13 protein-coding genes and 1 tRNA gene are annotated in these 13450 nt (G+C 57.1%); 5 read left to right on the top strand and 9 right to left on the bottom strand.

Features of this window, described 5'->3' with window-relative positions:
* The first annotated feature begins 111 nt into the window (after window positions 1-111).
* Window positions 112-393, top strand: coding sequence for a peptidylprolyl isomerase PpiC (ppiC, locus tag ABLV76_RS17055; protein WP_004886860.1), 282 nt, complete (start codon window positions 112-114; stop codon window positions 391-393).
* A 50-nt stretch (window positions 394-443) separates the two neighbouring features.
* Window positions 444-725: a peptidylprolyl isomerase PpiC gene (gene ppiC / locus ABLV76_RS17050; RefSeq protein ID WP_004886861.1), complete on the top strand. Its 282-nt coding sequence runs from the start codon at window positions 444-446 to the stop codon at window positions 723-725.
* Window positions 726-927: 202 nt separating this feature from the next.
* Here ppiC (ABLV76_RS17050) and ilvC read toward each other — a convergent pair whose 3' ends face one another.
* A complete protein-coding gene (ilvC, locus tag ABLV76_RS17045; protein ID WP_348878400.1) occupies window positions 928-2403 on the bottom strand; it encodes a ketol-acid reductoisomerase in 1476 nt (491 codons plus the stop codon).
* A gap of 152 nt (window positions 2404-2555) precedes the next feature.
* Here ilvC and ilvY point away from each other — a divergent pair, with 152 nt between their 5' ends.
* Window positions 2556-3446 carry an HTH-type transcriptional activator IlvY gene (gene ilvY, locus ABLV76_RS17040; protein ID WP_002883176.1) on the top strand — a complete coding sequence of 297 codons (891 nt, stop codon included), beginning with the start codon at window positions 2556-2558 and terminating at the stop codon, window positions 3444-3446.
* Here the strand turns inward: ilvY and ilvA are convergent.
* From ilvA to ilvL, 6 genes are all read right to left on the bottom strand, one after another.
* A complete protein-coding gene (gene ilvA / locus ABLV76_RS17035) occupies window positions 3443-4987 on the bottom strand; it encodes a threonine ammonia-lyase, biosynthetic (protein WP_017899412.1) in 1545 nt (514 codons plus the stop codon). The two genes, ilvY and ilvA, sit on opposite strands and share 4 nt — an antisense overlap.
* Window positions 4988-4989: 2 nt before the next feature.
* On the bottom strand, window positions 4990-6840 hold the full coding sequence (ilvD, locus tag ABLV76_RS17030) for a dihydroxy-acid dehydratase (RefSeq protein ID WP_002883173.1): 1851 nt from the start codon (window positions 6838-6840) through the stop codon (window positions 4990-4992).
* Between the two features lie 60 nt (window positions 6841-6900).
* The gene (gene ilvE / locus ABLV76_RS17025; RefSeq protein WP_002883171.1) at window positions 6901-7830 is read right to left on the bottom strand and encodes a branched-chain-amino-acid transaminase; all 930 of its coding nucleotides are present in this window, start codon (window positions 7828-7830) and stop codon (window positions 6901-6903) included.
* 16 nt (window positions 7831-7846) lie between these two features.
* Window positions 7847-8104 carry an acetolactate synthase 2 small subunit gene (gene ilvM, locus ABLV76_RS17020; RefSeq protein WP_004886870.1) on the bottom strand — a complete coding sequence of 86 codons (258 nt, stop codon included), beginning with the start codon at window positions 8102-8104 and terminating at the stop codon, window positions 7847-7849.
* Window positions 8101-9747 (bottom strand): acetolactate synthase 2 catalytic subunit, encoded by a 1647-nt coding sequence (gene ilvG / locus ABLV76_RS17015; protein WP_023319437.1) that lies wholly within the window; start codon window positions 9745-9747, stop codon window positions 8101-8103. The genes ilvM and ilvG overlap by 4 nt, the downstream gene beginning before the upstream one ends.
* 140 nt (window positions 9748-9887) lie before the next feature.
* Window positions 9888-9986, bottom strand: coding sequence for an ilv operon leader peptide (gene ilvL, locus ABLV76_RS17010; protein ID WP_001311244.1), 99 nt, complete (start codon window positions 9984-9986; stop codon window positions 9888-9890).
* 354 nt (window positions 9987-10340) lie between these two features.
* On the opposite strand from ilvL, the gene ABLV76_RS17005 reads away from it, so the two are divergent.
* On the top strand, window positions 10341-11861 hold the full coding sequence (locus tag ABLV76_RS17005) for a YifB family Mg chelatase-like AAA ATPase (protein WP_023319436.1): 1521 nt from the start codon (window positions 10341-10343) through the stop codon (window positions 11859-11861).
* A gap of 24 nt (window positions 11862-11885) precedes the next feature.
* Here the strand turns inward: ABLV76_RS17005 and ABLV76_RS17000 are convergent, their stop codons facing one another.
* Window positions 11886-12224: a DUF413 domain-containing protein gene (locus ABLV76_RS17000; RefSeq protein ID WP_004886877.1), complete on the bottom strand. Its 339-nt coding sequence runs from the start codon at window positions 12222-12224 to the stop codon at window positions 11886-11888.
* Between the two features lie 118 nt (window positions 12225-12342).
* Between ABLV76_RS17000 and hdfR the strand changes: the two genes are divergently transcribed.
* Window positions 12343-13164, top strand: coding sequence for an HTH-type transcriptional regulator HdfR (gene hdfR / locus ABLV76_RS16995; RefSeq protein ID WP_004886879.1), 822 nt, complete (start codon window positions 12343-12345; stop codon window positions 13162-13164).
* A gap of 108 nt (window positions 13165-13272) precedes the next feature.
* Here the strand turns inward: hdfR and ABLV76_RS16990 are convergent.
* Window positions 13273-13348: transfer RNA gene (locus ABLV76_RS16990), tRNA-Trp, on the bottom strand.
* Between the last annotated feature and the right edge of the window lie 102 nt (window positions 13349-13450).

Below are 13450 nucleotides of genomic sequence, written 5' to 3'. Positions count from 1 at the left end.
GGAGTCTTGCTCAATCTTCGAACGGGGTGGCGATTGTAGCAGAAAGCGGAGCCGAGATTTACCGACTGATGGTAAAGTGAAGAAATCGCGATTAACCCGTAGAGCAGAACCATGAAAAAGACCGCAGCAGCCCTGCATATCCTGGTCAAAGAAGAGAAACTGGCCCAGGAGATCCTTGCCAAACTGGAACGCGGCATCAGCTTCGATCATCTGGCAAAGCGCTATTCGAAATGCCCGTCCGGGCGTAACGGCGGCGATCTGGGGGAGTTTCAGCAAGGCGCGATGGTCGGCCCATTCGATCAGGCGGTCTTTAGCTGCCCACTTCTCAAGCCCTACGGTCCGGTAAAAACCAAATTTGGCTACCATATCATTAAGGTGCTTTATCGCCGCTGACGCGTGGTATATTGCGCCCCGATTTATCTCAACCTATTCAAGGCACGATCATGGCAAAAACAGCAGCAGCACTGCATATTCTTGTTAAAGAAGAGAAACTGGCTCTGGATCTTCTGGAGCAGATTAAAAACGGCGCCGACTTCGGTAAGCTGGCGAAGAAGCACTCCATTTGCCCATCAGGCAAACGCGGCGGTGATTTAGGTGAGTTCCGCCAGGGCCAGATGGTGCCGGCGTTCGATAAAGTGGTTTTCTCCTGCCCGGTGCTGGAGCCAACCGGCCCGCTGCATACCCAGTTCGGCTACCACATCATCAAAGTGCTGTACCGGAAATAATAAAAAACCCGGGGATCTTAATCTCCGGGTTTTTGCCTGATGGCGCTTCGCTTATCAGGCCTATTAAACAAATCCATTCCTCTATGGATTTCGGCTTGCCGGAAGGCGGCAAGGAAGTACATCCCCGTGAACATAGATTACTATGTGACTGGGGTGTACGTACCGTAGCCAACGCATCGGCAAGTCGAAAGACGACGAGGAATTAGCCGGCTACCGCGATACGTTTCATATCGGTCATATAACCGCGCAGTTTCTTACCAACCTGCTCAATAGCGTGGCTGCGAATGGCTTCGTTAACATCACGCAGCTGAGCGTTGTCTACCGCGCCTTCGGCAATCGCCGTACCCAGGTCGCCAGTCTGCAGGGTGGTCATGAACTCTTTCAGCAGCGGTACGCAAGCGTAAGAGAACAGGTAGTTACCATATTCAGCGGTATCAGAGATAACCACGTTCATCTCGTACAGACGCTTACGGGCAATAGTATTGGCGATCAGCGGCAGCTCGTGCAGTGATTCGTAGTAAGCGGACTCTTCGATGATGCCGGAGGCCACCATGGTTTCGAAGGCCAGCTCAACGCCCGCTTTCACCATCGCGATCATCAGAACGCCTTTATCGAAGTACTCCTGCTCGCCGATTTTACCTTCACACTGCGGCGCGGTTTCGAACGCGGTTTTACCAGTCTCTTCACGCCAGGTCAGCAGTTTCTTATCGTCGTTCGCCCAGTCCGCCATCATACCGGAGGAGAATTCGCCGGAAATGATGTCGTCCATGTGTTTCTGGAACAGCGGTGCCATAATCTCTTTCAGCTGCTCGGAGAGCGCATAAGCGCGCAGTTTCGCCGGGTTAGAGAGGCGATCCATCATCAGGGTGATGCCGCCCTGCTTCAGCGCTTCGGTGATGGTTTCCCAGCCGAACTGAATCAGTTTTTCTGCATACGCCGGATCGGTACCTTCCGCCACCAGCTTGTCGAAGCACAGCAGAGAACCCGCCTGCAGCATGCCGCAGAGGATGGTCTGCTCGCCCATCAGGTCAGATTTCACTTCGGCAACGAAGGAAGATTCCAGCACGCCCGCACGATGGCCGCCGGTCGCCGCCGCCCATGCTTTCGCAATGGCCATGCCTTCGCCTTTCGGGTCGTTTTCCGGATGTACCGCGATAAGCGTCGGTACGCCGAAACCGCGTTTGTACTCTTCACGCACTTCGGTACCCGGGCACTTCGGCGCCACCATCACCACGGTGATGTCTTTACGGATCTGCTCGCCCACTTCCACGATGTTGAAACCGTGGGAGTAGCCCAGCGCCGCGCCGTCTTTCATCAGCGGCTGTACGGAGCGCACAACGTCAGAGTGCTGTTTGTCCGGAGTCAGGTTAACCACCAGGTCCGCCTGCGGGATCAGCTCTTCATAAGTGCCGACTTTGAAGCCGTTTTCGGTCGCTTTACGCCAGGAGGCGCGCTTCTCGGCGATCGCTTCTTTGCGCAGCGCATAGGAGATATCCAGGCCGGAGTCACGCATGTTCAGACCCTGGTTCAGGCCCTGCGCGCCGCAGCCGACGATGACCACTTTTTTACCCTGAAGGTAGCTTGCGCCATCGGCGAATTCGTCGCGCGCCATAAAGCGGCATTTGCCCAGCTGTGCCAGCTGCTGGCGCAGGTTCAGTGTATTAAAGTAGTTAGCCATGTCTGTAACTCCGTGATGTTGTGTCGTGCTTATTGTTCGGTTCGCTTTTGCGAGAATGAACTTACTATATGACAGGAATTTTATTGCGGAAATTGATATATTCACAACGTCACGTTGCATTTTATGAAATACAAAACCGGGGAGTACGCGCCGTGGATTTACGCGATCTGAAAACCTTTCTGCATCTGGCGGAAAGCCGCCATTTTGGCCGCAGCGCGCGGGCCATGCATGTCAGCCCGTCGACGCTTTCGCGCCAGATCCAGCGTCTGGAAGAGGACCTCGGCCAGCCGCTGTTCGTGCGAGATAATCGCACGGTGACCCTTACCGAAGCCGGGGAAGAGTTACGTACCTTTGCCCAACAGACTTTACTGCAGTATCAGCAGCTTCGTCACGTCATCGATCAGCAGGGCCCTTCGCTCTCCGGCGAGTTGCACATCTTCTGCTCCGTCACCGCCGCCTATAGCCATCTGCCGCCGATCCTCGACCGCTTTCGCGCCGCGCACCCCTCGGTGGAGATCAAGCTGTCGACCGGCGACGCCGCCGACGCCATGGAGAAGGTGGTCACCGGCGAAGCCGACCTGGCGATTGCCGGTAAGCCGGAGACTCTGCCAGGGTCGGTGGCGTTTTCGATGCTGGAGAACCTCGCCGTGGTGTTAATTGCCCCGGCCCTTCCCTGCCCGGTGCGCAACCAGGTGACCGTCGAGCGCCCCGACTGGTCGACAGTGCCCTTTATCATGGCCGACCAGGGGCCGGTACGTCGGCGCATCGAGCTGTGGTTTCGGCGGCATAAAATCAGCAATCCGTCGATCTACGCCACCGTCGGCGGGCACGAAGCGATGGTGTCGATGGTCGCCCTGGGATGCGGCGTGGCGCTGCTGCCGGAGGTGGTGCTGGAGAACAGTCCGGAGCCGGTACGCAACAGGGTGATGATCCTGGAGCGCAGCGATGAGCAAACGCCGTTTGAGCTGGGCGTTTGCGCACAAAAAAAGCGGCTGCATGAGCCGCTTATTGATGCTTTCTGGAAAATTCTTCCCAACCACTAACCCGCGAGGAAAAAGCGGAATGCCGGGTTATGCGTTTCGTCGTGGCACTCATAGCCCAGCTCATTGAGACGAGTTTCAAAGTCCGGCTCGTGCTCGCCCAGCTCGAAGGCCGCCAAAACCCGACCATAGTCGGTGCCGTGGCTACGGTAGTGGAACAGCGAAATATTCCAGTGGGTGCCGAGGGTGTGCAGGAACTTCAGCAGCGCCCCCGGCGATTCCGGAAACTCGAAGCTGAACAGCCGCTCCTGCAGCGCTTTGGACGGTCGGCCGCCGACCATATAGCGCACATGGAGCTTGGCCATTTCATCATCGGAAAGGTCAACGACGCTGTAGCCGCCATCGTTCAGTAACTGGAGGATCTCTTTCCGCTCCTCCAGCCCACGACTCAGACGTACCCCCACAAAAATACAGGCGTCTTTGGCATCGGCAAAGCGGTAGTTGAACTCCGTCACCGAGCGGCCCCCCAGTAGCTGGCAAAACTTCAGAAAGCTGCCCTTCTCTTCCGGGATCGTCACCGCCAGCAGCGCTTCGCGCTGTTCCCCGAGCTCGCAGCGCTCAGATACGTAGCGCAGACCGTGGAAGTTGACGTTGGCCCCGGACAGGATGTGAGCCAGTCGCTCGCCGCGAATATTGTGCTGAGCGACATATTTCTTCATCCCCGCCAGCGCCAGCGCGCCGGAAGGCTCTGCCACCGCCCGCACATCTTCGAACAGATCCTTCATCGCCGCGCAAATAGCGTCGCTGTCGACGGTGATGATGTCGTCCAGATACTCCTGGCACAGACGGAAGGTTTCATCGCCGATGCGTTTGACCGCCACGCCTTCGGCAAACAAGCCGACGCGCGGCAGGTCCACCGGATGACCGGCGTCCAGCGCCGCCTTCAGGCAGGCCGAATCTTCCGCTTCCACCGCGATCACTTTGATCTGCGGCATCAGCTGCTTGATCAGCACCGCCACGCCTGCCGCCAGGCCGCCGCCGCCCACCGGGACGAACACGCGGTCGATGTGGGCATCCTGCTGCAGCAGCTCCAGCGCCAGGGTTCCCTGACCGGCGATGACCATCGGGTGATCGAACGGCGGCACCCAGGTAAAGCCCTGCTGCTGCGCCAGCTCAATCGCCCTCGCCTTCGCTTCGTCAAAGTTGGCGCCATGCAGCAGCACTTCGCCGCCAAAGCCGCGAACGGCATCCACTTTGATGTCGGCGGTCGCTACCGGCATCACGATCAGCGCCTTAACGCCCAGCCTCGATGCGGAGAACGCCACGCCCTGGGCATGATTGCCCGCCGAGGCGGTGATCACCCCGTGGGATTTCTGTTCCGCGGTCAGGCTGGACATCATCGCGTAGGCGCCGCGCAGCTTAAAGCTGTGTACCGGTTGGCGATCTTCGCGCTTCACCAGAATAACGTTATCCAGGCGAGAAGAGAGTTTGTCCATTTTTTGCAGCGGCGTTTTCTGCACCGCTTCATAAACCGGCGCGCGCAGCACTGCTCTCAGGTATTCGGCGCCCTCAGGGGCACCGGACAGGGGTTGTGAATCCGCCATGATTAGCCACCCAGTTTCGATTTATCGCGAACCGCGCCTTTGTCGGCGCTGGTCGCCAGGCTGGCGTAGGCGCGAAGGGCAAAGGAGACCTGACGCTGGCGATTTTTCGGCGTCCACGCCTGGTCGCCACGCGCTTCCTGGGCTTCACGACGCGCCGCAATTTCCGCATCGCTCAGCTGCAGCTGGATGCTGCGGTTCGGAATATCAATCGCGATCATGTCGCCATCTTCAATGAGCGCAATGTTGCCGCCGCTCGCCGCTTCCGGTGAGACGTGACCGATAGAGAGCCCTGAGGTGCCGCCGGAGAAACGGCCATCGGTGATCAGCGCGCAGGCTTTGCCCAGCCCCATCGACTTCAGGAAGCTGGTGGGGTAAAGCATCTCCTGCATCCCCGGCCCGCCTTTCGGCCCTTCGTAGCGGATCACCACGACGTCGCCTTCAACGACTTTACCGCCGAGGATGGCCTCAACCGCATCGTCCTGGCTCTCATACACTTTCGCCGGACCGGTAAATTTCAGGATGCTGTCGTCCACGCCGGCGGTTTTCACGATACAACCGTTTTCCGCGAAATTGCCGTACAGTACCGCCAGGCCGCCGTCCTTGCTGTAAGCGTGTTCCAGAGAACGGATACAGCCTTCGGCGCGATCGTCATCCAGCGTATCCCAGCGGCAGTCTTGCGAGAACGCCTGGGTGGTACGGATGCCCGCCGGCCCGGCGCGGAACATCTTTTTCACCGCATCGTCCTGGGTGACCATCACATCGTACTGTTCCAGGGTCTGCGGCAGCGTCAGGCCGAGGACGTTTTTAACCTCGCGATTCAGCAGCCCGGCGCGGTCCAGCTCGCCCAGAATGCCCAGCACGCCGCCGGCGCGATGCACATCTTCCATATGGTATTTCTGCGTGCTCGGCGCCACCTTACACAGCTGCGGCACTTTGCGGGAGAGCTTATCGATATCGCTCATGGTGAAATCGATTTCAGCTTCCTGCGCCGCCGCCAGCAGATGCAGAACGGTGTTGGTGGAACCGCCCATGGCGATATCCAGCGTCATGGCGTTCTCAAAGGCCGCCTTGCTGGCGATATTGCGCGGCAGCGCGGAAGCGTCATCCTGCTCGTAATAGCGTTTGGTCAGCTCAACGATACGTTTCCCGGCGTTAAGGAACAGCTCCTTACGATCGGCGTGGGTCGCCAGCAGAGAGCCGTTACCCGGCTGCGATAGGCCCAGCGCTTCGGTCAGGCAGTTCATGGAGTTGGCGGTGAACATCCCGGAACAGGAGCCGCAGGTCGGACAGGCGGAGCGTTCCACCTGATTACTCTGCTCGTCGGACACTTTCGGATCCGCCCCCTGGATCATCGCATCCACCAGGTCGAGCTTGATGATTTTATCTGACAGCTTGGTTTTCCCGGCTTCCATCGGGCCGCCGGACACAAAGATCACCGGAATGTTCAGGCGCAGGGAAGCCATCAGCATCCCCGGGGTGATTTTGTCGCAGTTGGAGATACAGACCATCGCATCCGCACAATGGGCGTTAACCATGTACTCCACCGAGTCGGCGATCAGCTCGCGGGATGGCAGTGAATAGAGCATACCCCCGTGGCCCATGGCGATCCCATCATCCACTGCGATGGTGTTGAATTCTTTGGCCACGCCACCGGCGGCTTCAATCTGCTCGGCAACCAGTTTGCCGAGGTCGCGCAGGTGCACGTGCCCAGGAACAAACTGGGTAAAGGAGTTAACGACGGCGATAATCGGTTTGCCGAAATCGGCATCGGTCATCCCGGTTGCGCGCCACAACGCGCGGGCGCCCGCCATATTGCGGCCATGTGTGGTGGTGGCGGAACGGTACTTAGGCATGCTCTTTTTACTCCCATCTGTGTTTATTAAATGGGACGGTGCGTGCCGTCCCATTTTTAATTACTTACTTACCGGATCCAACCAGCCCCATTTATCTTCTGTTTCACCGGTGAAGAGGCCAAAGAAGGCTTCCTGAATGCGTTTGGTGACCGGACCGCGACGGCCTGCGCCGACCTGGATGCCATCCACGCTGCGTACCGGGGTGATTTCCGCCGCGGTGCCGGACATGAAGACTTCATCCGCCAGGTACAGGGATTCACGGGACAATACCTGCTCGCGGACTTCAATACCGAGATCTTTCGCCAGCTTGATGATGGCGTCGCGGGTAATGCCCGGCAGCGCGGAAGAGGTAAACGGCGGAGTGAACAGCACGCCGTCCTTCACTTCAAACAGGTTTTCGCCAGCGCCTTCAGAGATATAGCCGTTAACATCGAGGGCGATACCTTCCTGGTAGCCATGGCGACGCGCTTCGCTGCCAACCAGCAGCGAGGAGAGATAGTTGCCGCCGGCTTTCGCCGCCGTCGGGATGGTGTTCGGCGCCGCGCGGTTCCAGGAAGAGACCATGGCATCGATCCCCTGCTCCAGCGCTTCTGCGCCGAGGTAGGCTCCCCACGGGAACGCCGCGATGATCACGTCAGTGTTGTAACCCGGAGGCGGGTTTACCCCCATGCCGACATCGCCAACAAACACCAGCGGGCGGATATAAGCGCTGGTCAGATTATTAGTGCGAATGACTTCGCGGCAGGCTTCCATCAGTTCGTCGACGCTCTGGGAGACCGGGAAACGATAAATTTTGGCTGAGTCATGCAGACGCTGCATATGTTCGCGATGACGGAACACCACCGGGCCTTTGTGCGAGTCGTAGCAACGGATGCCTTCGAATACCGAGGTGCCATAGTGCAGCGCATGGGACATCACATGAACTTTCGCTTCGCCCCACGGAACCATCTCGCCATTGAACCAGATGTAATCAGCTTTTTTCGTCGTCATTTTTCTTCCTTTGCGCTCAGGCGCGGATTTGTTGTGATGTGGGTTGCTGGATCTCGACGCAGGCAACGTCGACCAGTTTACTTAATTGACTAAACAGTAATTCGACGGGCCGCGGGCTGGCAACGGTCAATTCGATATTTATGTTCTGTGCGTCCGCTGCGGTTTCCATGTTCATTGCGCAGATTTGAAAACCACGGTGACGGACAACGCGCAGCACGCGCTCTAAGGTTTCCGGGTTGAAACGTGCCTGTAAAGCGACCTGATGTTGCATCATGATAATTTCTCCAGCATTTCAGAGTTACTGGCGCCGGGCGGCACCAACGGCCAGACATTCTCAAGTTCGTCGATTGAGACATGAAGCAGGTATGGCCCCTGGCTCGAAAGCATGGTGTCGAGTGCCGCTTCAACCTGGTCTTTACGGGTGATGTGTTGGCCAGGAATACCGAAGGCGCTGGCCAGCGTGAGGAAATCAGGGTTATCAGTCAGAGTGGTTTCGCTATAACGTTCCTGGAAAAACAGCTGCTGCCATTGTCGAACCATCCCTAACCGCTGGTTGTCGAGTAATACGATCTTCAGCGGTAACTGCTTGCGTTTTACGGTGCCCAGCTCCTGCACATTCATCATGAAGGAGCCGTCACCAGAGATACAGATCACCGTATCGTTAGGGCGCGCCACCTGGGCACCAACGGCGGCCGGCAGGCCAAAGCCCATGGTGCCTAAGCCGCTGGAGGTGATGAAGTTTTCCGGGCGGCTATAGGTCATATGCTGAGCCGACCACATCTGATGCTGGCCTACGTCGGTTGTCACCACGCTGTCCGCCGGCTTGCGGTCGGAAAGCTGTTTCAGCAGCAGCGGCGCGTAGATAGCCTCACCGGGATGATCGTAACGCCAGGCGTGATCGGCACGCAGTGCGGCACTCCGCTCGCGCCAGCCATCGATCGCTAACGGCTGCTGCAGCGCCGGCAGCAAGCGGTTCAGATCGCCGGTCAGACCAATGTGCGCCTGGCGCAGCTTGTTCAGCTCCGCCGGATCGATGTCCATATGGATCACTTTGGCATGCGGCGCGAAGGTGTTGAGCTTGCCGGTCACGCGATCGTCAAAGCGCGCGCCGACGGCAATCAGCAGATCGCACTCCTGTACCGCCAGATTGGCCGCCTTGGTGCCGTGCATTCCCAGCATGCCGAGATAATACGGGTAATCGGCGTCCACCACGCCCAGCCCTTTCAGGGTGCAGGTCGCCGGCATCCGGGTCACTGCGAGGAATTCGCGCAGCGCCGGTACCGCCTGCGCCATGCCGACCCCGCCGCCAACATACAGCATCGGTTGCTGCGATTGAGCCAGCATCTGCAGAGCCTGAGCCACTTCCGCCTGCGGGAATGCCATCTCATCGGCGACCATAGAGAAATGGGGATCGAGATCGCCCTGCGCCATCTGAATATCCTTAGGGATATCAACCAGCACCGGGCCTGGACGGCCTGAGTTTGCCACCTGGAAAGCTTCAGCAATGACCCGCGGCAACTCGTCCAGAGACTGCACGAGGAAACTGTGCTTAGTACAGGCCAGTGACAAACCGAGAACGTCTACCTCCTGGAACGCATCCGTGCCGATGAAGGGTGCGGCCACCTGGCCGGTGATAGCGACAATGGGGATGGAGTCAAGCAAAGCGTCCGCCAGGCCGGTGATCAGGTTGGTTGCGCCCGGGCCGGAAGTCGCGATACATACCCCGGTTTTACCGGTTGCTCGCGCATAACCAATGGCCGCCATGGCTGCCCCTTGCTCATGCCGGCACAGCAGGTGCTCCACGCCGCCGTCATACAGTGCATCGTAAACCGGCATAATTGCGCCACCCGGATAGCCAAAAACGGTGTCGACCCCCTGTGTCCGCAAAGCATGTACCACCCACTGCGCGCCATTCATAGTTAGTTCCCCGTCATAAATCGGGAGAAACAGAATTTTATGCTAAAAGTCATCATCTGCTCCTCGCTTAGGTTATTTCAGTTATAAAAAAACCCCCGGACCTTTCGGTGCGGGGGTCTTAGTTCGTTAAGGCTTGATTATTAAGCCTTTCCTCGTCCAAGTGCAGCCCCGCACGGTGGGATAATAATCACCACCACGCTAATCACGACCAGGCTAATCACTCGTAGAAGGGCTGTCATTTTCTGTACTTTCTGGCTTCTTGTTCGAAGGAATACCTAAAGAGGTACCACAGACATCACATAAAACACAAGATTTTTTTATATCTCTGTTGCTGAGCAGCCTAACAGTTTCAGCAAAAATAATTGTTTTATATGAAAAAATTCGAAGATGAAAAAAACTCAGTTTTCTCTCGCCTGCCGCGCTCTTTTGCGCCCTCCTTCCCAACGCCGCTCTGTTTTGCGAGCGAACTTCCAGTTTCGGCTAAATGTAACAATATGGCGCGAAAAGTATGGATTTATGGTCCTAACTTCTGACTATTACCGATCCCGTTTTAACACAGGTCAGCCATAATCCTGCCTGGTCCAGGAGGTTTTATGTCGCTCGCCATCGTCTATACCCGCGCGGCGCTCGGTATCGAAGCGCCATTGATTACTGTCGAGGTTCATCTCAGCAACGGTCTGCCCGGCCTGACTATGGTCGGACTGCCGGAGACCACCGTGAAAGAGGCCCGTGACCGGGTTCGCAGCGCCCTGATCAACAGCGGCTACGCTTTCCCTGCGAAGAAAATAACCATTAACCTGGCGCCAGCGGATCTGCCTAAAGAGGGCGGGCGATACGATCTACCTATCGCTCTCGCGCTTCTCGTTGCCTCAGAGCAGCTCAACACGACGCGACTGAATCAATATGAGTTTGTGGGCGAACTCGCCCTCACAGGTGGGTTACGCGGCGTTCCAGGGGCGATCCCCAGCGCAATGGAAGCCATCAAAGCCGGCCGGCGCATCGTCGTCTCCTCTGATAATGCGGCTGAGGTCGGCCTGATCGGCGGCAGCGATTGCCTGGTCGCCGACCATCTGCAGGAGGTGTGTGCTTTTCTCGCGGGGCAGACATCGCTTTCGCCGCCTCTCGCCGAGGCACCCACCGTTGATGAACGCGGCGAAGATCTGCGCGATGTTATCGGCCAGCAGCAGGGCAAGCGAGCGCTGGAGATTGTGGCCGCCGGGGGTCACAACCTGCTCCTGATCGGCCCACCCGGCACCGGGAAAACCATGCTTGCCAGCCGGCTACCCGGTCTCCTGCCGCCATTAAGCAATCAGGAAGCCCTGGAGAGCACGGCCATTCAGAGCCTGGTCAATCTGCATACCGCGAAGACCCGGTGGCGTCAGAGGCCGTTTCGCGCACCTCATCATAGCGCTTCGCTGGCAGCGATGGTGGGCGGCGGCTCGATACCGGTCCCCGGTGAGATTTCCCTGGCCCATAATGGCGTGCTGTTTCTTGATGAGCTGCCGGAGTTTGAGCGGCGTGTACTGGATGCGCTGCGCGAACCCATTGAGTCAGGCAAGATCCATATATCACGCTCGCGCGCCAAAATTGACTATCCGGCGCGCTTTCAGCTTATCGCGGCAATGAACCCAAGCCCGACAGGGCATTATCAGGGCAAACATAATCGTACATCGCCTGAGCAGACATTACGTTATCTGGGACGTCTGTCAGGCCCCTTCCTTGACCGCTTCGATCTCTCCTTAGAGATCCCGCTGCCGCCGCCAGGGATACTGAGCCAGGGCACGCAGGGCGAAGAGTCTAGCGCAACGGTCCGGCAGCGGGTGCTGGCGGCGCGCGAACGGCAAATGCTCAGGCAAAATAAGCTCAATGCTCATCTTGAGAATCGTGAAATGAAGAGCTGCTGCCACTTACGGCGGGAGGACGCTGTCTGGCTGGAACAGACGCTAACGCAGTTGGGGCTCTCTATTCGAGCCTGGCAGCGTCTGTTAAAGGTGGCGAGAACCATTGCCGATCTGGCAGAGGCTGAAGAGATTGAACGCCGTCATTTGCAGGAGGCGCTCAGCTATCGGGCGATAGACCGGATGCTAAACCATCTGCAGAAAATGATGGCGTAAAAAAAGGGCTTACGCCCTTTTTTCTTAGTCATCGCTTTCGGTGTAATCGTCAGCGCCTTCCATCTGCGGTTTGCCGCCGGAAAGGGTATGGAAACGCTTCGGCCGCTTGATGCGCGCCATATACTTAATCCATACGCGTTCTGCTTCCGTTACCGGCTCACGCTCACCACGGCACACCGAGACAAACTGTTTTTCATCATCGGTAACAGGTTCGCGTTTACCCAGTTCCAGTTCGTTAAAGGCATAACCATGACGTTCCAGCAGTTGCGCCTCTTTGATGGTGAAATCACCGTGACGGGAGAACCCGCGTGGATAATTTTTATTGTCGAAAAAACGATTAGTCGTCGTAAAGCTTTCCGCCATCCTACACGCTCCTGATTCTTTGGCCGAGCTATTTATGGCGCGGAGTATTAGTTACGCTTGACAGAGCGTCAAACAAAACATTTAAATCATCACGACAAATAATTTTGTGGAGAACGGTGTGGATACGGAATTGCTCAAGACTTTCCTGGAAGTGAGCAGAACTCGTCACTTTGGGCGAGCAGCAGAGGCGCTTTACCTGACGCAGTCAGCGGTCAGCTTTCGTATTCGTCAGCTGGAAAATCAACTTGGTGTGAACCTGTTCACCCGACATCGTAATAACATTCGCCTGACGACGGCCGGAGAAAAGCTCCTGCCCTACGCCGAAACGCTAATGAATACCTGGCAGGCTGCGCGCAAGGAGGTCGCACACTCTTCGCGACATAATGAATTCTCCATCGGGGCCAGCGCCTCGCTGTGGGAATGCATGCTTAACGGCTGGCTCGGCACCCTCTACAGCGCACCTTACAATCTCCAGTTTGAAGCGCGTATCGCGCAGCGGCAGTCGCTGGTTAAACAGCTTCACGAACGCCAGTTGGATCTGCTGATCACCACCGAATCGCCGAAGATGGATGAATTAAGCAGCCAGCTGTTGGGTAATTTTACTCTTGCCCTGTATTGCACATCGCCTGCAAAAAACAGAAATGAATTGAACTACTTGCGCCTTGAATGGGGGCCCGATTTTCAGCAAAACGAAGTGGGTCTGATAGGAAGCGATGATGTTCCGCTGCTCACTACCTCTTCAGCTGAACTGATCTATCAGCAATTATCGCGTCTGAGCGGCTGCTGTTGGCTACCTGTTCGCTGGGCGAAAGAGAAGCATGGGTTACATACGGTCATGGACAGCGCTACGCTGTCCCGCCCACTCTATGCGATCTGGTTACAAAATAGCGATAAGCAGGCGCAGATCCACGAGATCCTGAAAAGCCCTATCCTGGAATAAGCGGTACTCTCCATGGACGGAGAGGAGCAAGGTATTTTGAATAGGGATATTGCAGATGGATAGTAGAGATAAAAAAAATCCTTTGCCTGAGCAAAGGATTCTTATAAATGGCAGGGGCGGAGAGACTCGAACTCCCAACACCCGGTTTTGGAGACCGGTGCTCTACCAATTGAACTACGCCCCTAAAGCTTTCTTACCACTAAGCCTGCTATCTGAGCAGGCTTAATGTTAAATAAGTGGCGGAACGGACGGGACTCGAACCCGCGACCCCCTGCGTGACAGGCAG

The sequence above is a fragment of the Klebsiella sp. GB_Kp047 genome, from assembly GCF_040065235.1.
In the GTDB taxonomy this organism is placed as follows: Bacteria; Pseudomonadota; Gammaproteobacteria; order Enterobacterales; family Enterobacteriaceae; genus Klebsiella; species Klebsiella quasipneumoniae.
Note: the sequence above shows the minus strand (reverse complement) of the source record. Positions and strands in the feature narration are given on the sequence as shown.